Raw genomic sequence first — 22,518 nt, 5'->3', positions numbered from 1 at the left:
ATGAAGAAGGGCCCGGTTCGTGAGAATCGGGCTCTTTTCTTTATGGGTGGCGCTCGATTTCCGCCCTGTGCCAAAACGCAAACCGTGTTACGTCTATTTGCTTCTCAGCGGTTGCTGTAGCGCCCGTTATGGCCATGGCCCGGCATCGCCTGGTTGCCACGTTGGGCGATCATCTGGTGGATGTCGATCAGCTCGATGCCCTGGCCTCTGAGCCGAGGTATCTCCCGCGCCAGAACGTCCAGGGTCTGCGGATAGGGATGCCCGATGAGTACCGCTGAACCTTGCTTGCGGGCCAGGGCGATGCCTTGTTGCAACTGGGCCGTGATGGCTTCGGTAGTGCGCACGTCGTCCAGGAACACATCCCGCGAAACATGCGCCAGACCCTGCTCCTGGGCCTTGGCCGCGGCCACGGTGGCGGCGCTGGTACGGCTGTCGACGAAGAACAGGTGGCGCCGTTGCAGTTCGCCCATCAGCCAGGCCATGGGCCCAGGCTGGGCGGTCATGCGGCTGCCCATGTGGTTGTTGATGCCGGCGGCGAAAGGCACCTTGGCCAAGGCGGCGTCCAGGCGCCGGGCCAGCTCCTCGACCGGCGTGCCTGGCGTCCAGGCATAGGGCCCGGTAGCCGGATCCATGGGCATGTGCAGGATCACCGTGCGCCCGGCCTTGTGGGCCTGGCGGGCGAAATCGGTGGCGTGGGGTGTGTCGGGCATGATCGCCAAGGTGACCGGGCCTGGCAGGGCGAGGGTGCGACTGTCGCGCTCGCTGTTCTGGCCCAGGTCATCGATGATGATGCTCATGTAGGCCTTGGCCGGCGCCGCGTGGGCGGTGCCGGCCAGCAGGCAGAGCAGCGAGAACAGCAGGTAGCGCATGGGCAGGGTCAGTCACCCTTGGTGATGTTCAGGCCCTTGAGCAGGCTCAGGGCCTGGCTGAGCTGGAAGTCGCCATCCTGCGGGCGGTCCTTGCGCTTGGCGCTGCCGGTCGGGCGATCGGCGCCGCCGTTGCCGTTGCCCAGGTGGCCTTGCAGGTCGGCTTCCTTGAAGTTGTCGGTGTCCGCTTCGGCGGTGAGCTTGGCCGGGCGCACTTCGATATCCGGGACGATGCCCTGGGCCTGGATCGAGCGGCCGTTGGGGGTGAAGTACAGCGCGGTGGTCAGCTTCAGGGCACGGTCGTTGTTCAGCGGTAGCACGGTCTGTACCGAGCCCTTGCCGAAGCTGTCGGTGCCCATCAGTACGGCGCGTTTCTGGTCTTGCAGGGCGCCGGCGACGATCTCCGAGGCCGAGGCGCTGCCGCCGTTGATCAGCACCACCAGTGGCACGCCCTCGCTGGCATCGGCCGGGTCGGCCGAGAAGCGCAGCTCGGAGTTGGCGATGCGGCCTTTGGTGTAGACGATCAGGCCCTTGGTCAGGAAGTGGTCGGCCACTTCCACCGCCGACTGCAAGACACCGCCGGGGTTGTTGCGCAGGTCCAGGACCACGCCGCGCAGCTTCTTGCCGTTGTCCTTGCGCAGCTTGGCCAGGGCCTTGCCCACTTCATCGCCGGTCTTGACCTGGAACTGGGTGATGCGGATATAGCCGTAGTCGTTTTCCAGCAGCTGGCTCTTCACGCTCTTGACCTGGATCACCGCGCGGGCGAGGGTCACGTCGAACGGCGTGCCACCGTCGCGCACCAGGGTCAGGGTGATCTTCTCGCCGACCTTGCCGCGCATCTTGTCGACAGCTTCGGTCATGGTCTGGCCGCGGGTCGGGGCGCCGTTGATCTTGACGATCAGGTCACCGGCCTCGATGCCGGCGCGCGAGGCCGGGGTGTCGTCGATCGGCGATACCACCTTGACGAAGCCGTCTTCCATGCCCACTTCGATGCCCAGGCCGCCGAATTCGCCGCTGGTGCTTTCCTGCAGCTCCTGGAAGTCTTCGGGGCCCAGGTAGGCCGAGTGCGGGTCGAGGTTGCTGAGCATGCCTTTGATGGCGTTTTCCAGCAGGGTCTTGTCGTCCACCGGCTCGACATAGGCCGCCTTGATGCGGTCCATGACTTCGGCGAAGGTGCGCAGCTCATCCAGCGGCAGCGGTGCGTTGGCCGTCACCTCGGTGGCCGGGACCGCAGCGCGGCTGGCCGGCGTTGCCGGTGCCGGCTCGGCGGCGCAGGCCAAGGGCGCGCCGACCACCAATGCGATGGTCAGGGCCAGCTGGGTGAGGCGAGGCGAGTGCAGCATGTCGAACGAACTCCTGATCCTGTTGGCGCTCCCGCGGGAGCATCGGCGCAGCGCTGGGTTGCGCTACGCCGTAGACGTTTGAGGGGGCTAGCCCCGGCACCATTGCGCCGGGTCGGTCGGCCGGCCCTGCTGGCGGATGGCGAAGTACAGGCCCGAACTGTCCTGCCCACCGCTGTCGCCGACGGTGGAGATGGCTTCGCCGGCCTTGACGATATCGCCGGCGCTCTTGAGCAGGCTCTGGTTGTGGCCGTACAGGCTCAGGTAACCATTACCATGGTCGAGAATGACCAGAAGTCCAGCGCCGCGCAACCAGTCGGCGAACACCACGCGCCCGCCGTGCACGGCGCGTACCTGGGTGCCGGGGCTGGCGCCGATCATCACGCCGTCCCACTTGGCCCGGGCATCGCCACCGCGTGCATCGCCGAAGCGTGCCAGCAATCGACCATTGACTGGCCATGGAAGTTTTCCGCGCGCGGCAGAAAATGCGCCGCCATAGTTCGCGCCGTCGCTGGAAACCAGCGGGCCCAGCGTGGTGCGGGCCTTTTTCGTGGGCGTTTCGGTGGCCGAGCGGGCGGCGAGGGCCTCTTGCTGGCGGCGTTTTTCCGCCTCGCGCTGGGCCAGCAGCGCCTTCTGGCGAGCTTCCTCGGCTTCACGGGCCTGGCGGGCCAGGGTTTCCTCGATGGTCTTGAGCACCTTGGTGAGGTCGGCCTGGTCCTGCTGGCGAGCCTGCAGCTTCTGGTCGCGAGCCTTCATGTCGCCGTTGAGCTTGGCCAGCACCTGCCGGCGCTCGCTGCGCACGGCCTCAAGCTCCTGGCGGCGGCTGTCGAGGTTGCCGCGCTGGGCCAGCAACTGCGCCTGCTGGCGGCTGATGTCCTGCTCGACGTTGGCCAGCTGGCGCAGGGTTTCGTTGAAGGCGCGCAGTTGCTCCAGGCGCGCCTTGCTCAGGTAGTCGTAGTAGGTGAGGGTGCGGGCGAATTTCTCGGGGTTCTGCTGGTTGAGCAGCAGCTTGAGGTATTCCTCGCGGCCGCTCTGGTAGGCGGAGCGGGCCTGGATGGCGATCAGTCGCTGTTGTTCAACGCGGGCGCTCTGGAGTTTTTTTTTCTCGGTATCAAGGCGCTCCAGCTCGCCCTCGGTCTTTTTTAGTTCTTCTTGCAGCGCCTCCACCTGTTTTTCGAGATCGCCGATTTCGGTCTCGGTGGTCTTGAGGTCTTTCTGCACACCGGACTTCTCCTCCTGGAGCTTGCCCAGCATTTTTTTCAGCTCGGCGATGTCCTGGCGGGTGGCTTCCAGTTGTTGCTGGGTCTGCGCACGCTCATCGGCGAAGGCCGGGCTGAGCAGGCAGGACAGGGCGATGAGGATCAGGGCGCGGAGCATGGGGTTGGGCGTACCAGGGATGGAGACTGGCCTAGTATGCCCGCCCGTGCCCGCAAAAAAAACGCCTCGCGGTATTTGTGGCGAGGCGTTTGTCTGGAAACCGTGCAGCGGGGCTGCCTTGCAGCCCCTGGCAATGGCTCAGGCGTCGACCAGGATCGAGGTGCCGGTCATTTCCACGGGCTTTTCCAGCCCCAGCAGCTTGAGCATGGTCGGGGCCACGTCCGCCAGCACGCCGCCGTCGCGGACCTTCAGGGCGCGCTTGCCGACATAGATGAACGGCACAGGCTCTGTGGTGTGGGCGGTGTGCGCCTGGCCGGTGCACGCGTCTTCCATCTGCTCGACGTTACCATGGTCGGCAGTGATCAACGCTTCGCCGCCGACCTTGTCCAGCGCCTCGACGATACGGCCGACGCAGCCATCCAGGGCCTCGACGGCCTTGACCGCCGCCTCGAACACGCCGGTGTGGCCGACCATGTCGCCGTTGGCGTAGTTGACCACGATCACGTCGTAGCGCTGCTGCTCGATGGCCTCGACGATGCGGTCGGTGACCTCCGGTGCGCTCATCTCTGGCTGCAGGTCGTAGGTCGCCACCTTCGGCGACGGGATCAGGATGCGCTCTTCGCCTTCGAACGGCTCTTCGCGCCCGCCGGAGAAGAAGAAGGTGACGTGGGCGTACTTCTCGGTCTCGGCGATGCGCAGCTGGGTCTTGCCGTGCTTGGCCAGGTATTCGCCGAGCACGTTGTCCAGGCTGGCCGGGGCGAACGCGGCCGGGGCCGGAATCTTGGCCGAATACTGGGTCAGGCCGATGTAGGCGGCCAGTTTCGGCAGGCGGGCACGGGGGAACTCGTTGAAGTCGGGCTCGACGAACACGCGGGACAGTTCGCGGGCGCGGTCGGCGCGGAAGTTCATGAAGACCACGGCATCGCCGTCCTCGACCTTCACCGCTTCGCCGATGCGCGTGGCTTTCACGAACTCGTCGCTTTCATCACGGGCGTAGGCCGCTTGCAGGCCCGCCACGGCCGAGTCGGCGGTGTAGTCGGCGACGCTGTCGACGATCAGGTTGTAGGCGGCGGCGACGCGGTCCCAGCGGTTGTCGCGGTCCATCGCGTAGTAGCGGCCGATGAGGCTGGCGATGCGGCCCTTGCCCAGCTTGGCGAAGGTGGCGTCGAGCAGTTCGATGGACGACTGCGCGCTGCGCGGCGGGGTATCGCGGCCATCGAGGAAGGCGTGCAGGTAGATTTTCTCGGCGCCGCGTTGTGCGGCCAGTTCGGCCATGGCGATGAGATGGTCCTGGTGGCTGTGCACGCCGCCGTCGGAGAGCAGGCCGAGGATATGCACGGCCTTGCCGGCACCTACGGCCTTGTCCACCGCGCCGGTCAGGACCGGGTTGTGGAAGAACTCGCCATCACGGATGGCCTTGGTCACCCGGGTGAAGTCCTGATACACCACACGCCCTGCGCCGAGGTTCATGTGGCCGACTTCGGAGTTGCCCATCTGGCCATCGGGCAGCCCGACATCCATGCCGGAACCGGAGATCAGGCCATGGGGCTGGCTGGCCCGCAGGCGATCGTAGACCGGGGTGTTGGCGGCGAAGATGGCGTTGTACTCGGGGCTTTCGCTGTGCCCGAAACCATCCAGGATAATCAGGACCAAGGGTTTTGGCGTGCTTGTCATCAATCCTACTCACGGTTGCAAGATGATAAAGACACGCATTCTAGGGCAATTCGGCCAAGCGCGGCCAATTTCCTCCGGATGGCCGGCCATCGCTCCGACAGGCTGCCGATGTAGGTGTTTTCCCAGCGGGCCCGGCGGGCTTTGGCCGGCTTTGGGGGCTGTGTATACTGGCCGGCATTTTCAATCGCGTGGAACACCCTCAGATGGTTGCTAACCTGATCCAATTTGCGACAAACCACTACATCCTCGTCGCGATCTTCGTCGTTCTCCTGGTCTTGCTGCTCATCAACGAGATCCGCCGTGGCGGCCAGAGCCTGAGCAATGGTCAGCTGACCGCCCTGGTCAACGCCGACAAGGGCGTGGTGATCGACATCCGCCCGGCCAAGGAATACGGGGCGGGCCACATCGTCGGCGCCCTGAACATCCCGCAGGACAAACTGGTCAACCGTATGGCCGAGCTGGACAAGCACAAGGGCAAGACCCTGATCGTGGTGGACAGCATGGGCCAGCAGTCCGGCACCATCTGCCGCGAGCTGCTCAAGGCTGGTTACACTGCCGCCAAGCTCAGCGGTGGCGTTTCCAGCTGGAAAGCCGATAACCTGCCCCTGGTGAAGTGATCATGAAGCCTGTCATCGTCTACTCCAGCGACTATTGCCCCTATTGCATGCGCGCCAAGTACCTGCTCGAGAGCAAGGGGGTGGCCTTCGAGGAAATCAAGGTCGACGGTAAGCCCCAGGTGCGTGCCGAGATGAGCCAGAAGACCGGTCGTACTTCCGTGCCGCAGATCTGGATCGGCACCACCCACGTTGGCGGTTGCGATGACCTCTATGCCCTGGAGCGCTCGGGCAAGCTCGATGCCCTGCTCGAGGCTTGAGCACTTTCCCTTACATAACCATTAGGAAAAAGGATCTGCCATGACAGACCAGCAGAACAACGGCGCCGCCGAAGACAACTCCCCGCAATTCTCCCTGCAGCGTATCTACGTGCGCGACCTGTCGTTCGAAGCGCCGAAGAGCCCGCAGATCTTCCGCCAGCAGTGGGAGCCGAGCGTCTCGCTGGACCTGAACACCCGCCAGAAGGCCCTGGAAAGCGATTTCCACGAAGTGGTGCTGACCCTGTCGGTGACCGTCAAGAATGGTGAGGAAGTGGCGTTCATCGCCGAAGTGCAGCAGGCCGGTATCTTCCTGATCAAGAACCTCGACGCTGCTTCCATGAGCCACACCCTCGGCGCGTTCTGCCCGAACATCCTGTTCCCGTACGCCCGTGAGACCCTCGACAGCCTGGTGACCCGTGGTTCGTTCCCGGCCCTGATGCTGTCGCCGGTCAACTTCGACGCCCTGTACGCGCAAGAGATGCAGCGTATGCAGGAAGCTGGCGAAGCGCCGACCGTTCAGTGATCCTGCCGGTATGAAGAAAGCGCCTCTCGGGGCGCTTTTTTCATGGGGCGTTTTGAGGATGTGTCAGGGCTGCCAGGTGTTCGTCGTGAACGGTTCAGCGCCTATCCGATCGAGCGCCGCCCGCGGTTGGGCCTGTCAGGCAAACCCCTGCTGGCGCCACGCCTCGTATACCGTCACTGCCACGGTATTGGACAGATTAAGGCTGCGGCACCCCGGCCGCATCGGCAGGCGCAGGCGCTGTTCCGGCGGCAGGCTGTCCAGCACCTCAGCCGGCAGCCCGCGGCTCTCCGGGCCGAACAGGAAGGCATCGCCCGGTTGGTAGGCCACTTCATGGAAGGGGTGCGAGCCCTTGGTGGTGAAGGCGAACAGCCGCGGCTGACCTAGGCTTTCCAGGCAATCGGCCAGGCTCTGGTGACGCTTGAGCGTGGCATACTCGTGGTAATCCAACCCTGCCCGGCGCAGGCGCTTGTCGTCCAGCTCGAAGCCCAGCGGCTCGATCAGGTGCAGGTCGCAGCCGCTGTTGGCGCACAGGCGGATGATGTTGCCGGTATTCGGCGGAATCTCTGGTTGAAAGAGGATGACGTGAAACATGCACGGCTCCAGGCGTAATGATGACGAGCATTCTACCCTCGAACCCGACCTGCGATCGAAGGCCTGGCCACGTGTGCTGTTGTCACTGGCCATCGTCGGCTTGATGGTGGGCCTGATGATCGGCCGCCTGACCGCGCCCGAGGAACGGGTGCTGGAACAGGTGGACGTGGTGCAGGATGGCCTGGACCTGTGGTTCGACGGTGAGCCCAGGCTGCATGGCGAGAATGTGCAAGGCACCGTGGCGCTGGTCTTCCAGGCCGAAGGTCGGGAGCAGCGCGGACAGTTGCAGGTACAGGGCAAGCCCGCAGGGTGGCGGTTGCGCAAGAGCGAAGAGGGTTTGTTGCTGACCGTGGTCGCCGCGCGTCCCCTGCACGGCGAGTGGGCCGGTGCAGAGGACGCTGGGCGCTGGCGGGTGCAGGTGAAACTGCACGAATAAAAGAGGGGATATCCCGGCCTGCCTGTACCGAGGTCCCCAAAACTGGAGGTACCTGGTGTATTGCAGGTGCCGTGCCAGTTCTGCAAAAGCCCGTGAATGCTGGGTTTAGAACGGTTCTGGCGGGACTTTCGGTAGTTTTTGTGCCTTTGCGCAGTGCGGTGGGCACCGGATCGGTGCAAGAGGCGGCTTGAGGTGTTGCCCTTGCAGACGCAATCGCGGGACAAGCCCGCTCCTACAGGGGGGCACGGTGCTGAGGGCAGCGGCCTCCTGTGGGAGCGGGCTTGCCCCGCGATTGCGTCAGTGGTCGTCGCCGTCCTCTTCATCCCCGCCATCGACCCGCATGCCCAGCTCTTTGATCTTGCGCGTCAGGGTGTTGCGCCCCCACCCCAACAGCACCGCGGCATCGCGCCGGCGCCCGGCGGTGTGCTTGAGGGCGGTCTCGATCATGATGCGCTCGAAGCTGGGCACGGCACTGTCGAGCAGGTTCGACTGACCGCGCGTCAGGGCCTGGTCGGCCCATTGGCGCAGGGCTTGTTCCCAATTGGTCACCGGCGCTGCATCGTGCGGCAGGTTGAGCAGCTCTGGCGGCAGGTCGCCGATCAACACCTCGCGGCTGGAGGCCATGACGGTGATCCAGCGGCAGGTGTTCTCCAATTGGCGTACGTTGCCCGGCCAGGGCAGGTTGCGCATGAATTCCTCGGTTTCCGGCTTGAGCAGCTTGGGTTCCACTGCCAGCTCCTTGGCCGCCCGGCCAAGGAAGTGACGCGCCAGGGCGGGAATGTCCTCGCGCCGGTCTGCCAGGCGCGGGATATGGATGCGGATCACGTTCAGGCGGTGGAACAGGTCTTCGCGGAACTTGCCGGCCTGTACCAGCGATTCGAGATTCTGGTGCGTGGCGGCGATGATGCGCACGTCCACCTTGACCGGTACATGCCCTCCGACCCGGTAGAACTCGCCATCGGCCAGCACCCGCAGCAGACGGGTCTGGGTGTCGGCAGGCATGTCGCCGATCTCGTCGAGGAACAGTGTGCCGCCGTCGGCCTGTTCGAAGCGGCCGCGACGCAGATTGGCCGCGCCGGTGAAGGCACCTTTTTCGTGGCCGAACAGTTCTGACTCCATCAGGTCCTTGGGGATCGCCGCCATGTTCAGCGCGATGAACGGCGATGCCGCGCGCGGGCTGTGACGATGCAGCGCATGGGCCACCAGCTCCTTGCCGGTGCCGGACTCACCATTGATCAGCACGGTGATATTGGAATGGCTGAGCCGGCCGATGGCGCGGAACACCTCTTGCATCGCCGGGGCCTCGCCGATGATCTCCGGCGTGCGGGCCAGGCTTGTCGGCACGTCGAGCGCCTGTTGCTCCTGGGCATGCTGGTTGGCGCGCTTGACCAGCGCGACGGCTTCGTCCACATCGAACGGCTTGGGCAGGTATTCGAAGGCGCCGCCCTGATAGGACGCCACGGCGCTGTCCAGGTCGGAATGGGCAGTCATGATGATGACCGGCAGGCGCGGGTGCTGCTCGCGGATCTGTGCGAGCAGGTCCAGGCCGCTGGTGCCGGGCATACGTATATCGGAAATGATCACGTCCGGTTGCTGCCGGGCCAGGCGGCCCATGACTCCGTCGGCGCTGTCGAAGCTCTGGGTGGTCATGCCCTCCTGTTGCAGGGCTTTTTCCAGGACCCAGCGGATGGAGCGGTCATCGTCGACGATCCAGACGGTTTCACTTCGGCTCATGAGGCGGTGGCTCCTTGTTCCAGGGGCAGGTAGATCGAAAAGGTGGTTTGGCCGGGATGGCTGTCGCACTCGATCAGGCCCTGGTGCTGGCTGATGATGTTCTGGGTGATGGCCAGGCCCAGCCCGGTACCGTCCGGGCGCCCGCTGACCATGGGATAGAAGAGGGTGTCCTGCAGTTCGGTGGGTATGCCCGGGCCGTTGTCGGTGATCTGGATCCGCGCGACCAGGCGGTGACGTATGTGGCCGATGGTGAACTGGCGTACCGCACGGCTGCGCAGGGTGATGCGGCCCAGGCGCAGGTCGTTCTGCCCGCCGATCGCCTGCATGGCGTTGCGCACGATGTTGAGTACCGCCTGGATCATCTGCTCGCTGTCGATCAGCACGTCCGGCAGGCTCGGGTCATAGTCGCGCACCAAGGTGATGCCACCTTGGCTTTCGGCGTCCACCAGGCTGCAGACCCGCTCCAGCACTTCATGGATGTTGGTCATGGCCAGCGAAGGCAGCTTGTTCGAGCCGAGCATACGATCGACCAGGTTTCGCAGGCGGTCGGCTTCCTCGATGATCACGTTGGTGTAGTCGCGCAGATCGTCATGAGGCAGTTCTCGCGACAGCAGCTGCGCCGCGCCGCGGATGCCGCCCAGAGGGTTCTTTATCTCGTGGGCCAGCCCGCGCACCAGCATCTTGGTGGTTTCCTGCTTGCTCAGCTGGGCCTCTTCCTTGGTGATGCGCAGCAGGCGGTCGCGTGGGTGGACTTCCAGCAACAGCAAGGTCTGGCCCTGGTGCAGGATCGGCGTCACGGCATAGTCGACGGTGATGGCCTGGCCGGTCAGCGAAGTGAGCTGGGCTTCGCGCTTGGTAAAGGGATGCGCCTGTTCCACGGCCTGGCGCAGCGAGTTGAGCGCCTCGGCGGACTCGGTGAACAGCTCGCTGATGAACTGACCATGGCTGCGCTGCCCGCTGACGGCCAGCAGCATTTCCGCCGCCGGGTTCATGTACTCCAGGCGCAGCTCGGCATTGAGCAAAAGCGTGGCGGTGGTCAGGTTGTCCAGGAGCAGCCGGTGCTGTGCATCGCTGATGGTCATGGCGTCTTGGACCTCGTTTGGGCGCGTGGTTGGCTCGTGGGTGGGCCCCGGCTGGGCTAGGGCGCGCGCGGGTGATCCTCTCGGTGCAAAGGAAAATGCAAGAAACAAACCAAGGCTCCGAAAAGAAGCGGATTTCCCGGATAAAGGCCTGGATTTGTGCGAAATCAGGACAAAAAGCCCTGGTTTATCGTTTCTTGTGACCTCTATTGGGACGCATCGCGGGGCGTTGCGTGCAGCGATGCACCAATATAGAGCATAGGGCCTTCGGCTGCGCTCGCACAGCCATGCGGTGGTGCGGCCTAGGGCGAGATGGCGGGGGAGTCGATGGTGTAAAAGCAGAAACGGCCTCCGAAGAGGCCGTTTGCTGGGTGAAGCTTACATCACACGCTGTAGTACAGATCGTATTCCAGCGGGTGGACGAAGGTGCGGACCTTGATCTCTTCTTCGGACTTCAGCTCGATGTAGGCATCGATGAAGTCGTCGGAGAACACGCCGCCCTTGGTCAGGAACGCACGGCCCTTGTCCAGTTCTTCCAGGGCTTCCTTCAGGCTGCCGCAGACCTGCGGGATTTCCTTGGCCTCTTCAGGCGGCAGGTCGTACAGGTTCTTGTCGGCGGCATCGCCTGGGTGGATCTTGTTCTGGATACCGTCCAGGCCGGCCATCAGCAGGGCGGCGAAGCACAGGTACGGGTTGGCGGCCGGGTCCGGGAAGCGCGCTTCGATACGGCGGGCTTTCGGGCTGGAAACGTACGGGATACGGATCGAGGCCGAACGGTTACGGGCCGAGTAGGCCAGCATGACCGGGGCTTCGAAGCCAGGCACCAGACGCTTGTAGGAGTTGGTGGCCGGGTTGGTGAAGCCGTTCAGGGCCTTGCCGTGCTTGATGATGCCGCCGATGAAGTACAGGGCGGTATCGGACAGGCCGGCATAGCCTTCGCCGGAGAAGGTGTTCTTGCCGTCCTTGGAGATCGACATGTGGACGTGCATGCCCGAGCCGTTGTCGCCGTACAGCGGCTTGGGCATGAAGGTGGCGGTCTTGCCGTAGGCGTCGGCCACGTTGTGCACGCAGTACTTCAGGGTCTGGACTTCGTCAGCCTTGGTGACCAGGGTGTTGAACTTCACACCGATTTCGTTCTGGCCGGCGGTGGCCACTTCGTGGTGGTGAACTTCGATGACCAGGCCCATTTCTTCCATGGCGTTGCACATGGCAGTACGGATTTCGTGGTCGTGGTCGCACGGCGGAACCGGGAAGTAGCCGCCCTTGACGGCAGGGCGGTGGCCCTTGTTGCCGCCTTCGACGTCCTGGTCGGTCATCCAGGAGCCCTGTTCGGAGTAGATCTTGAACATGGAGCCGGAGATGTCGGACTTGAACTTGACCTGGTCGAAGATGAAGAACTCAGGCTCCGGGCCGACGAACACGGTGTCGCCGATGCCGGTGGTCTTGAGGTATTCCTCGGCGCGCTTGGCGATGGCGCGTGGGTCACGGTCGTAGCCTTGCATGGTGGACGGCTCGACCACGTCGCAGACCAGGATCAGGGTCGGTTCTTCGGTGAACGGGTCCAGGACGGCGGACGCGTCGTCCGGCATCAGGATCATGTCGGAGGCTTCGATACCTTTCCAGCCTTCGATCGACGAGCCGTCGAACATCTTGCCGGCTTCGAAGAAGTCGTCTTCCAGCGCATCGCGAGCGGGCATGGTGACGTGGTGCTGCTTGCCTTTGGTGTCCGTGAAACGCAGATCAATCCACTTGACGTCATGATCTTTGATGAGTTGAACCGACTTCGACATGTTGTCCTCCGGATGGTCTAGGGCGCGGTGGGCCGCTGCCCTGGAAAAAGGGTGTCGCCGGGCGCGGATAGTCGGCCAAGCTTACCTGCCTCACAAGAGAGCAATTTGCATGCCAGTGCTCGAAAATGGCGAGGGTGGGATAAAAGGGGGCGTTGGCGGGCATTTTGCCTAAAGGGAACCTTTGAAAATGCACCCATAAGATGCGTTTTTTTGAAGTTGCGCACCATTGTGGTGCGACGGTGGTCCTGTGCGCCCCATCGCGGGACAAGCCCGCTCCTACAGGGAATTGCGCACAACGGGCTCTCGGTGGGAGCGGGCTTGTCCCGCGATGAGGCCCGCACAGGCAACATAAATCCATGTCCTGATCAAAAGTTGCTCAAACCTTGAGCTATTTCCGCTATAATTCGCGCCCCTCATTTTCGGCAGGCCCTGCGCGCGCTGTTAAACCAATGAAACTTATCGTCAAAGTCTTCCCAGAGATCACCATCAAGAGCCGGCCGGTGCGCAAGCGTTTCATCCGCCAGCTCGGCAAGAACATCCGCGTCGTGCTCAAGGACTTGGATCCGGAGCTCGTGGTCGATGGTGTCTGGGACAATCTCGAGGTGGTCACCCGCGTCGAGGACGAGAAGATCCAGCGCGAAATGATCGAACGCCTGACCTGCACCCCAGGTATCACCCACTTCCTGCAAGTCGAGGAGTACCCGCTGGGTGACTTCGACGATATTGTCGAGAAGTGCAAGCACCATTTTGGCCACCTGCTGGCCGGCAAGCGCTTCGCCGTGCGTTGCAAGCGAGGCGGGCATCATGACTTCACCTCGATGGATGTCGATCGCTACGTCGGCAGCCAGCTGCGCCAGCAGTGCGGCGCCACCGGCATCGACCTCAAGGCCCCGGAAGTCCTGGTGCGCATCGAGATCCGCGACCAGCGTTTGTACGTGATCCACAACCAGCACCAGGGCATCGGCGGTTACCCGCTGGGCGCCCTGGAGCAGACCCTGGTGTTGATGTCCGGCGGCTTCGACTCCACCGTCGCTGCCTACCAGATGATGCGCCGCGGCCTGATGACCCACTTCTGCTTCTTCAACCTCGGCGGTCGTGCCCACGAACTGGGCGTGATGGAAGTGGCCCATTACCTGTGGAAGAAGTTCGGCAGCAGCCAGCGCGTGCTGTTCATCAGCGTGCCTTTCGAGGAAGTGGTGGGTGAGATCCTCAACAAGGTCGACAACAGCTACATGGGCGTGACCCTCAAGCGCATGATGCTGCGCGCCGCCGCGCGCATGGCCGACCGCCTGGAGATCGAGGCCCTGGTCACCGGCGAGGCGATTTCCCAGGTGTCCAGCCAGACCCTGCCGAACCTGTCGATCATCGACTCGGCCACCGACAAGCTGGTGCTGCGCCCGCTGCTGGCCAGCCACAAGCAGGACATCATCGACACCGCCTACCAGATCGGCACCGCCGAGTTTGCCAAGCACATGCCTGAATACTGCGGCGTGATCTCGGTGAACCCGACCACCCATGCCAAGCGCCACCGCATGGAGCACGAAGAGAAGCAGTTCGACATGGCGGTGCTCGAGCGCGCCATGGAGCGCGCCAAGTTCATCTCCATCGACCACGTGATCGACGAGCTGGGCAAGGACGTCGAGATTGAGGAAGTGGCCGAGGCGTTGCCGGGCCAGATCGTCCTCGACATCCGCCACCCCGATGCCCAGGAAGACGAACCCCTGGTGATCGAAGGCGTCGAAGTCCAGGCCATGCCGTTCTATGCCATCAACAGCAAGTTCAAGCACCTGGATGCCAACCGCCAGTACCTGCTGTATTGCGACAAGGGTGTGATGAGCCGCCTGCACGCACACCACCTGCTCAGTGAGGGACATGCCAATGTGCGTGTTTATCGTCCGACATAAGACCCCAGGGCTGTATGGCGGCAGCATCCGCCATCGCCCTCCCGACCACCGGACCCGCTGAGCCGCAAACCTTACATATTCGCCGCCTACACTGGCGGCAACCGAATCCTCTGATCGAGATACAGTTGTGATCGAAAATCTGCGTAACATCGCCATCATCGCCCACGTTGACCATGGCAAAACCACCCTGGTCGACAAACTCCTGCGCCAGTCCGGCACCCTGGAGCGTAACGAGCTCAACGACGAGCGCGTGATGGACTCCAACGACCAGGAAAAGGAGCGCGGCATTACCATCCTGGCGAAGAACACCGCCATCCGCTGGAACGACTACCGCATCAACATCGTCGACACCCCCGGCCACGCCGACTTCGGTGGTGAAGTAGAGCGCGTGATGTCGATGGTCGACTCCGTGCTGCTGCTGGTCGACGCCCAGGACGGCCCGATGCCGCAAACCCGCTTCGTGACCAAGAAGGCCTTCGAAGCCGGCCTCAAGCCGATCGTCGTGATCAACAAGGTCGACCGTCCGGGCGCACGTCCTGACTGGGTTCTGGACCAGATCTTCGACCTGTTCGACAACCTCGGCGCCACCGACGACCAGCTGGACTTCCAGGTCGTCTACGCCTCGGCCCTGAACGGCATCGCCGGCCTGGACCACACCAACATGGCCGAAGACATGACCCCGCTGTACCAGGCCATCGTCGACCACGTGCCCGCTCCGACCGTTGACGTCGACGGCCCGTTCCAGATGCAGATCTCTGCGCTGGACTACAACAGCTTCCTGGGCGTCATCGGTGTTGGCCGTATCGCCCGTGGCCGCGTCAAGCCGAACACCCCGGTCGTCGCCATCGACACCGAAGGCAAGAAGCGCAACGGCCGTATCCTCAAGCTGATGGGCCACCACGGCCTGCACCGCGTCGACGTCGAAGAAGCCACCGCGGGCGACATCGTCTGCATCAGCGGCTTCGACGAGCTGTTCATTTCCGACACCCTGTGCGACATGAACCACGTCGAAGCGATGAAGCCGCTGACCGTCGACGAGCCGACCGTTTCGATGACCTTCCAGGTCAACGACTCGCCGTTCTGCGGCAAGGAAGGCAAGTTCGTCACCAGCCGCAACATCAAGGAGCGCCTGGACAAAGAGCTGCTGTACAACGTGGCCCTGCGCGTCGAAGAAGGCGACTCGGCCGACAAGTTCAAGGTGTCCGGCCGTGGTGAGCTGCACCTGTCGGTGCTGATCGAAACCATGCGTCGCGAAGGCTTCGAAATGGCCGTAGGCCGTCCTGAAGTGATCATCCGCGAAGTCAACGGTGTCAAGCAGGAGCCGTTCGAGAACGTCACCATCGACATCCCTGAAGAATCCCAGGGCAAGGTCATGGAAGAGATGGGCCTGCGTAAGGGCGACCTGACCAACATGGCGCCGGATGGCAAGGGCCGTGTGCGTCTGGAGTACAACGTTCCGGCCCGTGGCCTGATCGGTTTCCGTAACCAGTTCCTGACCCTGACCAACGGTGCGGGCATCCTGACCTCGATCTTCGATCGCTACGACACCATGAAGCCAGGCACCATGTCGGGCCGTCTGAACGGTGTGCTGGTGTCGATCGAGACCGGCAAGGCCCTGACCTACTCGCTGGAAACCCTGCAGGCTCGTGGCAAGCTGTTCATCGAGCATGGCCAGGACATCTACAACGGTCAGATCATCGGCCTGAACAGCCGTGACAACGACCTGGGCGTGAACCCGACCAAAGGCAAGAAACTCGACAACATGCGTGCTTCGGGCAAGGACGAAGTCATCGCCCTGGTACCGCCGGTTCGCCACACCCTCGAACAGGCCCTGGAATTCATCCAGGACGACGAGCTGTGCGAAGTCACGCCGAAGTCGATCCGTCTGCGCAAGAAGATCCTCGACGAAGGCGAGCGTACCCGCGCTGCCAAGAAAGCCAAGGCTTGATTCATTTAGCCTGAGCTGAAACGAAAACGCCCCCGGTCGAAAGGCCGGGGGCGTTTTTGTTTGTCTTCAAGAAAGTTAGGGGCCGCTTTGCGGCCCTTTCGCGGCGCAAGGCCGCTCCTACACGGGGGCGTGATCTCCTGTAGGAGCGGCCTTGCGCCGCGAAAGGGGCGCGAAGCGGCCCCGAATTCTCGACTGAAACAGGCTCAGCGCCCGACCACCTTGGGCTTGTAGGCGCAATACCCCGGCCGCGGCCCGACCTTGGGGTGGTTGCGGCAGGTGTCGGGCCGCTTGTCATAGATGGTGCACAAGCGGCTCTTGCGATCCAGGTACAGGCAATCGTCATTGCTCATGCGCGTCAGGGTGAAGATCCCCGACTTCTGGTTGAAGCGCTCGATGATGCCGTCTTTCTGCAGGCGCTTGGCGATGTTCTTCGGCGGCTCGTCTTTTTCGAACTCGTCCACCACGCCAATGCGGATCAGGTCCTTGATCTTCACTTCCACCGGCAGTGTGCAACAGGTCGAGTGGCAGCCTCCGCACATGTGGCTGGCATAGCGTTGCCAGGTTTCCAGGCGGTCGACTTCGGCGGCGGTGATCAGGGTCGGTTTCATTTTCTTGGGGCATATCACGGTTTGCGGGGCGCGCGATGATACCGGAGTTGTTCAATTTGTGAACAACCTTTTGCCCGAATCGCCGAGCGGGCATGAAAACCTCGAACCCTCGCTGACGCTCTGTGTCGAAGCGTCTAGGCTGAACAACCTGTGCTTTCGTCAACTTGCCCGAGGATGCCGCATGTCCCAGGAACCCAAAGCTCGTGACGCAGAGGTGGCCGAGTTCCGCGCCGCTGTACTGGCCAAGCTGACCTACGCGGTCGGCAAGGATCCGGAGCATGCCTTCGACCACGACTGGTTCGAAGCCATCGCCCTGGCTGCCCGCGATCACATGGTCGACCATTGGATGGACCACACCCGTCAGGCCTACCGGCGCAGCCAGAAGCGGGTCTACTACCTCTCCCTGGAATTTCTCATCGGCCGCCTGCTCTACGACAGCCTCAGCAATCTGGGCCTGCTGGAGATCGCCCGCGAAGCCTTGGTGGGGCTGGACGTAGACCTGGAGCGCATCCGTCTGCTGGAGCCGGACGCCGCGCTGGGCAACGGCGGCCTCGGTCGCCTGGCGGCGTGCTTCATGGAGAGCATGTCGACCCTGGGCATCGCCGCCCATGGCTATGGCATCCGCTACGAACACGGCCTGTTCCGCCAGGCCATGGTCGATGGCTGGCAGCAGGAGCAGACCGAGAATTGGCTGGACTTCGGCAACCCGTGGGAGTTCGAGCGCGCCGAGGTGATCTACCCGATCAGCTTTGGCGGCAGCGTCGAGACCGTGTACGACACCCATGGCCAGCCACGCCAGGTCTGGTGGCCGGGCGAGACGGTGCGGGCGGTGGCCTACGACACCCCGGTGGTCGGCTGGCGTGGGGCGAGCGTCAACACCTTGCGCCTGTGGCGTGCCCGGGCCATGGAAGAGCTGCACCTGGAGCGCTTCAACGCCGGCGATCACCTCGGCGCGGTCGCCGAGGTGGCGCGGGCCGAGAGCATTTCGCGGGTCCTCTATCCGGCCGACAGCACCGAGGCGGGCCAGGAGCTGCGCCTACGCCAGGAATACTTCTTCGTCTCGGCATCGTTGCAGGACCTGCTGCGCCGGCACCTGAACATGCATGACAACCTGCTCAACCTGCCGGATGCGGCGGCCATCCAGCTCAACGACACCCACCCCTCGATCGCCGTGGCCGAATTGATGCGGCTGTTGGTCGACCAGCATGAAATCCCCTGGGACACCGCCTGGGAGCTGACTGTCGGGACCTTGGCCTACACCAACCACACCCTGCTGCCCGAGGCCCTGGAAACCTGGCCGGTGGCGCTGATGGAGCGCATGCTGCCGCGCCACATGCAAATCATCTATCTGATCAACGCCTACCACATCGATGCATTGCGGGCCAAAGGCCTGCATGACTTCGACGTTCTGCGCGCGGTGTCGCTGATCGAGGAGGACAACGGTCGGCGGGTACGCATGGGCAACCTGGCGTTCCTCGGTTCGCACAGCGTCAACGGGGTGTCGGCCCTGCACAGCAAGCTGATGCGCAGCACGGTATTCGCCGAGCTGCACAAGCTCTACCCGCAACGGATCAACAACAAGACCAACGGCATCACCTTCCGCCGCTGGCTGTACCAGGCCAACCCGCAGCTCACCGCCATGCTGGTGGAGGCGCTGGGCGAGCAGGTGCTGGACGACCCCGAGGGGCAACTGAAGGCGCTGGTACCGTTCGCCGACAAGACCACCTTCCGCAAGCAGTTCGCCGCCCAGCGCCTGCACAGCAAGCGCGCCCTGGCCAGCATCATCCAGGACCGGGTCGGGGTGACGGTCAACCCCGAGGCGCTGTTCGACGTCCAGGTCAAGCGGATCCACGAATACAAGCGCCAGCTGCTCAACCTGCTGCACACCGTGGCCCTGTACCAGGCCATGCGCGCCGAGCCGGACATCGACTGGGTACCACGGGTGAAGATCTTCGCCGGCAAGGCCGCGGCCAGCTACCACCAGGCCAAGCTGATCATCAAGCTGGCCAACGACATCGCCCGGGTGGTCAACAACGACCCGACCGTGCGCGGCCTGCTCAAGGTGGTGTTCCTGCCTAACTACAACGTCAGCCTGGCCGAGAGCATCATCCCGGCGGCGGACCTGTCCGAGCAGATCTCCACCGCCGGCTACGAAGCCTCTGGCACCAGCAACATGAAGTTCGGCCTCAACGGCGCACTGACCATCGGCACCCTCGATGGCGCCAATGTCGAGATGAGCGAGCAGGTCGGTACCGAGAACATGTTCATCTTCGGTCTCACGGCCCAGCAAGTGGAGGCACGCAAGCGTGCCGGGGACTTCGGTGCCGGCGCTGCGATCGCAGCGTCGAACCGCCTGGGCGATGTGCTCGAGGCGATCCGCAGCGGCGTCTTTTCACCCGACGACCCGGCGCGCTACACGGGCCTTGTGGATGCGCTGGTGGCCCATGACCGTTTCCTGGTGTGTGCCGATTTCGATGCCTACTGGGAGGCCCAGCGACGGGTCGAGGCGCTGTGGCACCAACCCCAGAGCTGGTGGCGCATGGCGGTGCTCAACACCGCGCGGATGGGCTGGTTCTCGTCGGACCGGACCATTCGCGAGTATGCCAGCGAGATCTGGAAGGCGCTGGACTGAGGTGAAGCCATTCGCGGGTCAACCCGCTCCCACAGGCCCGCTCAGCTCCCGAAGCCTGCGACAAACCTGTGGGAGCGGGTTTACCCGCGAATGGCCGCGCGCTCCGACCGCCGGCCTGGCGGGCGCTGAACTACCGACCTATTGTGCCGTCTGAACGACCAGTCGAGTCTCATCGCTCGCTAGCCCGCCACTCTCCCTGTAAACTGCGGGGGTTTTTCTCCCCCTTTCCATTTCGGAGCCATACATGTCCCGCGTTACCCTGAGTCGCTATCTGATTGAGCAGACCCGCAGCAACAATACCCCTGCCGATCTGCGCTTCCTGATCGAAGTGGTGGCGCGTGCGTGCAAGGAAATCAGCCACCACGTGTCCAAAGGGGCCCTGGGCGGCGTACTGGGCAGCATGGGCACCGAAAACGTGCAGGGCGAAGTGCAGAAGAAGCTCGACGTGATCTCCAACGACATCCTGCTCGAGGCCAACGAGTGGGGCGGCCACCTGGCCGGCATGGCGTCCGAGGAAATGGACAACGCCTATCAGATCCCGGGCAAGTACCCCAAGGGGGCCTACCTGCTGGTCTTCGACCCGCTGGACGGCTCGTCGAACATCGACGTCAACGTCTCGGTCGGTACCATCTTCTCGGTATTGCGTTGCCCCAACGAATACCTGAGCCAGAACGAAACCCTGAACGAGAAGGCGTTCCTCCAGCCGGGCACCCAGCAGGTCGCCGCCGGCTACGCCATCTACGGCCCGCAGACCATGCTGATCCTGACCCTGGGCAACGGCGTCAAGGGCTTCACCCTGGACCGCGAGCTGGGCAGCTTCGTCCTGACCCATGAGAACATCCGCGTGCCGGAAAGCACCGCCGAGTTCGCCATCAACATGTCCAACCAGCGTCACTGGGAAGCCCCGGTGCAGCGCTACGTGGGCGAACTGCTGGCTGGCGAGACCGGCCCGCTGAAGAAGAACTACAACATGCGCTGGATCGCCTCGATGGTGGCCGACGTGCACCGCATCCTCACCCGTGGCGGCCTATTCATGTACCCACGCGATGCCCGCGAACCCAGCAAGCCGGGCAAGCTGCGCCTGATGTACGAAGCCAACCCGATGTCGTTCATCATCGAGCAGGCCGGCGGCGCGTCCACCAACGGTTACGATCGCATCCTCGACATCCAGCCCGAAAGCCTGCACCAGCGCGTGTCGGTGATCCTGGGCTCGAAGGAAGAGGTCGAGCGCGTCACCGCCTATCACAAGGAGTAAGTCATGCTCGCACCTTGGCAGCCTTTACTGGAATGGTGGTTCGGTTGGGGCACCAGCCCCCAGGCCGTGGCTGACGAGAAGAGCACGCTGTGGTTCGGCAAGCACCATGACGATGAAGCCCGTGAGTACTTTGGCGAGCTGGTCGAGCATGCCCTGGCCGGCGGCTTGGACGAATGGCAGCAGAGCCCCCAGGGTTGGCTTGGCCTGCTCCTGTTGCTCGATCAGCTGCCGCGCATGATTTACCGGGACTCGCCGCGCGCCTTCGAGGGCGACCGGCGTGCCCAGGTAGTGGCCATGCAGGGTTTGCAGAAGGGCTGGGACTACCAGCTGTTGCCGATCCAGCGGGTGTTCGTGCTGCTGGTGCTGGAGCACGCCGAGGTGCTGGACTGGCAGAACCTGTGCGTCGAGCGCTACCAGGCCCTGCTGGAGGAACAGCCCGAGGCCAACCGCCGCCTGTTCGAAGGGTTCCTCGATTACGCCGAGCAGCACCAACGGGTGATCGCCCGCTTCGGCCGCTTCCCGCACCGCAACCTGGTGCTGGGCCGGCCGAGCACCGATGAAGAGATGGACTTCCTGCTCGAGCCAGGCTCGCGTTTCTAGGCCAGCAGGCCTTTGCGGGGCAAAGCCGCTCTCATGCGTGATGCAGGGGGGGCGGGTTCGCCCCGCAATCGTTTTGGCGATGTGAACAGGTTCGCAAGGTTCACGCCAGCCGACCAACGGTGTAGGCACAAACCCAGGGGAGCAGGGAACCGAGGCGGCTTTTTGCCTTCTAAGCTGTCTGCAGGTCACCATGCCTGTGCCTTCATCTCCAGGAGTGTCCCTTCATGTCGTTGCGTTCCCTCGCCCTGTTGTCCTTGTGCGTCGTCCTGACTGCCTGCAGCAAGATCAACCAGGAAAACTATTCCAAGCTCAAGGCCGGCATGAGCAAGGCCGAGGTCGAGCAACTGCTCGGCACCCCGGCAGAATGTTCGGGGGCGCTGGGCATGAGCAGCTGCACCTGGGGCGACGAGAAGAGCTTCATCAGCGTTCAGTACGCTGCCGACAAGGTCTTGATGTATTCCGGGCAGGGTCTCAAATGAAGCGTATCCACCTGCTGCTGGCGGTTTGTGCAGCGTTGCTGCTGGGCGGTTGCGCCACGTCCCCGAGCGACCCGCTGGCGCCTAAGACCGCAGGCGGTCTCGACCTGAAGCGCTATGAGGGCAAATGGTTCGAGCTGGCGCGGTTGCCGATGCCTTACCAGCGCGATTGTGCCCAGTCCGAGGCCCATTACAACCTCAAGCCCGATGGTTCGATGGGCGTGCTGAACCGCTGCCGCATGATCGACGGTGAGTGGTTGCGCGCCGAGGGTTCGGCCTGGCCGCAGGAGCAGGGGCACAATGACCGGTTGTGGGTGGAGTTCAACAACTGGTTCACGCATCTGGTGCCGGGTGTGGCCAAGGGCGAGTACTGGGTGCTGTACGTGGACGAGCGCTACCGCACGGCGATCGTCGGCAGCCCGGACCGCAAATACCTGTGGATCCTGTCGCGGACCCAGAGCCTGCCGGCGGTGGAGCGCGAGAGCCTGCTGGCCAAGGCCCGGCAGCAGGGGTACGACACCACCCGCCTGATCTGGCGGGCGTCGGACAAGCAGATCGTCGCTTCGCACTGAGTTCTGCTGCTGGATCGCGATCGCGGGACAAGCCCGCTTGTATGGTGATACTTGAAGGGGTGGTGGGACGAAAAAGCCGATTCTGACTGTTAGCCGCAGTACAGACCGTGGGAGACATCGCCCCACCCCTTCACCAAAGCGCCGATAAAGAATGCATCGTTTGCAAGCGACGATAGAAGCAAGCCAGCGCCTCTTGGTGAAAACCCCTCCAAGCAGAAAAACCATACGTGGGAGTGTGG

The 22,518-nt window shown here is 63.5% G+C and carries 20 protein-coding genes; 11 read left to right on the top strand and 9 right to left on the bottom strand.

Going from position 1 to position 22,518, the window contains the following annotated elements:
• Positions 1-104: 104 nt before the first annotated feature.
• From K8374_RS22120 to gpmI, 4 genes are all read right to left on the bottom strand, one after another.
• On the bottom strand, positions 105-869 hold the full coding sequence (locus tag K8374_RS22120; RefSeq protein WP_224457206.1) for a divergent polysaccharide deacetylase family protein: 765 nt from the start codon (positions 867-869) through the stop codon (positions 105-107).
• Positions 870-877: 8 nt separating this feature from the next.
• Positions 878-2,209, bottom strand: a complete 1,332-nt coding sequence (locus K8374_RS22115) for a S41 family peptidase (protein WP_084853921.1) — start codon at positions 2,207-2,209, stop codon at positions 878-880.
• An 87-nt stretch (positions 2,210-2,296) separates the two neighbouring features.
• Entirely contained in the window at positions 2,297-3,583 is a 1,287-nt protein-coding gene (locus K8374_RS22110) for a murein hydrolase activator EnvC family protein (RefSeq protein ID WP_196144038.1), read from the bottom strand.
• Positions 3,584-3,721: 138 nt separating this feature from the next.
• Positions 3,722-5,257 carry a 2,3-bisphosphoglycerate-independent phosphoglycerate mutase gene (gene gpmI, locus K8374_RS22105; protein WP_224457205.1) on the bottom strand — a complete coding sequence of 512 codons (1,536 nt, stop codon included), beginning with the start codon at positions 5,255-5,257 and terminating at the stop codon, positions 3,722-3,724.
• A gap of 203 nt (positions 5,258-5,460) precedes the next feature.
• Between gpmI and K8374_RS22100 the strand changes: the two genes are divergently transcribed.
• The 3 genes from K8374_RS22100 to secB are packed head-to-tail and all read left to right on the top strand — an operon-like array spanning position 5,461 to position 6,654.
• On the top strand, positions 5,461-5,874 hold the full coding sequence (locus K8374_RS22100) for a rhodanese-like domain-containing protein (RefSeq protein WP_224457204.1): 414 nt from the start codon (positions 5,461-5,463) through the stop codon (positions 5,872-5,874).
• 2 nt (positions 5,875-5,876) lie between these two features.
• Positions 5,877-6,131, top strand: coding sequence for a glutaredoxin 3 (gene grxC / locus K8374_RS22095; RefSeq protein WP_224457203.1), 255 nt, complete (start codon positions 5,877-5,879; stop codon positions 6,129-6,131).
• A 40-nt stretch (positions 6,132-6,171) separates the two neighbouring features.
• Complete coding sequence (gene secB / locus K8374_RS22090; protein ID WP_084853928.1) at positions 6,172-6,654, top strand: protein-export chaperone SecB; 483 nt, start codon at positions 6,172-6,174, stop codon at positions 6,652-6,654.
• A gap of 135 nt (positions 6,655-6,789) precedes the next feature.
• Here secB and trmL read toward each other — a convergent pair whose 3' ends face one another.
• Positions 6,790-7,245: a tRNA (uridine(34)/cytosine(34)/5-carboxymethylaminomethyluridine(34)-2'-O)-methyltransferase TrmL gene (gene trmL, locus K8374_RS22085; protein WP_224457202.1), complete on the bottom strand. Its 456-nt coding sequence runs from the start codon at positions 7,243-7,245 to the stop codon at positions 6,790-6,792.
• Between trmL and K8374_RS22080 the strand changes: the two genes are divergently transcribed.
• On the top strand, positions 7,244-7,681 hold the full coding sequence (locus K8374_RS22080) for a hypothetical protein (protein WP_224457201.1): 438 nt from the start codon (positions 7,244-7,246) through the stop codon (positions 7,679-7,681). The two genes, trmL and K8374_RS22080, sit on opposite strands and share 2 nt — an antisense overlap.
• A gap of 297 nt (positions 7,682-7,978) precedes the next feature.
• On the opposite strand, the gene ntrC is transcribed toward K8374_RS22080, so the two are convergent.
• The 3 genes from ntrC to glnA form a co-directional block, all read right to left on the bottom strand.
• Entirely contained in the window at positions 7,979-9,415 is a 1,437-nt protein-coding gene (ntrC, locus tag K8374_RS22075) for a nitrogen regulation protein NR(I) (RefSeq protein WP_084853934.1), read from the bottom strand.
• Positions 9,412-10,497 carry a nitrogen regulation protein NR(II) gene (gene glnL, locus K8374_RS22070; protein WP_224457200.1) on the bottom strand — a complete coding sequence of 362 codons (1,086 nt, stop codon included), beginning with the start codon at positions 10,495-10,497 and terminating at the stop codon, positions 9,412-9,414. The genes ntrC and glnL overlap by 4 nt, the downstream gene beginning before the upstream one ends.
• A gap of 380 nt (positions 10,498-10,877) precedes the next feature.
• A complete protein-coding gene (gene glnA, locus K8374_RS22065) occupies positions 10,878-12,284 on the bottom strand; it encodes a glutamate--ammonia ligase (protein WP_084853940.1) in 1,407 nt (468 codons plus the stop codon).
• Positions 12,285-12,733: 449 nt separating this feature from the next.
• On the opposite strand from glnA, the gene thiI reads away from it, so the two are divergent.
• Positions 12,734-14,188 carry a tRNA uracil 4-sulfurtransferase ThiI gene (thiI, locus tag K8374_RS22060; RefSeq protein WP_224457199.1) on the top strand — a complete coding sequence of 485 codons (1,455 nt, stop codon included), beginning with the start codon at positions 12,734-12,736 and terminating at the stop codon, positions 14,186-14,188.
• A 127-nt stretch (positions 14,189-14,315) separates the two neighbouring features.
• On the top strand, positions 14,316-16,136 hold the full coding sequence (typA, locus tag K8374_RS22055) for a translational GTPase TypA (protein WP_084853944.1): 1,821 nt from the start codon (positions 14,316-14,318) through the stop codon (positions 16,134-16,136).
• A gap of 203 nt (positions 16,137-16,339) precedes the next feature.
• Here typA and K8374_RS22050 read toward each other — a convergent pair whose 3' ends face one another.
• Entirely contained in the window at positions 16,340-16,744 is a 405-nt protein-coding gene (locus K8374_RS22050) for a YkgJ family cysteine cluster protein (RefSeq protein WP_224457198.1), read from the bottom strand.
• A 181-nt stretch (positions 16,745-16,925) separates the two neighbouring features.
• Between K8374_RS22050 and K8374_RS22045 the strand changes: the two genes are divergently transcribed.
• The 5 genes from K8374_RS22045 (at position 16,926) to K8374_RS22025 (ending at position 22,279) form a co-directional block, all read left to right on the top strand.
• Positions 16,926-19,376, top strand: coding sequence for a glycogen/starch/alpha-glucan phosphorylase (locus tag K8374_RS22045; protein WP_224457197.1), 2,451 nt, complete (start codon positions 16,926-16,928; stop codon positions 19,374-19,376).
• Between the two features lie 244 nt (positions 19,377-19,620).
• Positions 19,621-20,631: a class 1 fructose-bisphosphatase gene (locus K8374_RS22040; protein ID WP_051099541.1), complete on the top strand. Its 1,011-nt coding sequence runs from the start codon at positions 19,621-19,623 to the stop codon at positions 20,629-20,631.
• A gap of 3 nt (positions 20,632-20,634) precedes the next feature.
• Positions 20,635-21,231 carry a DUF924 family protein gene (locus K8374_RS22035; protein WP_224457196.1) on the top strand — a complete coding sequence of 199 codons (597 nt, stop codon included), beginning with the start codon at positions 20,635-20,637 and terminating at the stop codon, positions 21,229-21,231.
• A gap of 224 nt (positions 21,232-21,455) precedes the next feature.
• The gene (bamE, locus tag K8374_RS22030) at positions 21,456-21,710 is read left to right on the top strand and encodes an outer membrane protein assembly factor BamE (protein WP_084853950.1); all 255 of its coding nucleotides are present in this window, start codon (positions 21,456-21,458) and stop codon (positions 21,708-21,710) included.
• The gene (locus tag K8374_RS22025; RefSeq protein WP_224457195.1) at positions 21,707-22,279 is read left to right on the top strand and encodes a lipocalin family protein; all 573 of its coding nucleotides are present in this window, start codon (positions 21,707-21,709) and stop codon (positions 22,277-22,279) included. The genes bamE and K8374_RS22025 overlap by 4 nt, the downstream gene beginning before the upstream one ends.
• Positions 22,280-22,518 lie beyond the last annotated feature (239 nt).

Source organism: Pseudomonas sp. p1(2021b) (assembly GCF_020151015.1).
Taxonomy (GTDB): domain Bacteria; phylum Pseudomonadota; class Gammaproteobacteria; order Pseudomonadales; family Pseudomonadaceae; genus Aquipseudomonas; species Aquipseudomonas putida_K.
The sequence above is the reverse complement of the archived record's forward strand: the minus strand, read 5'-3'. Positions and strand labels throughout refer to the sequence as shown.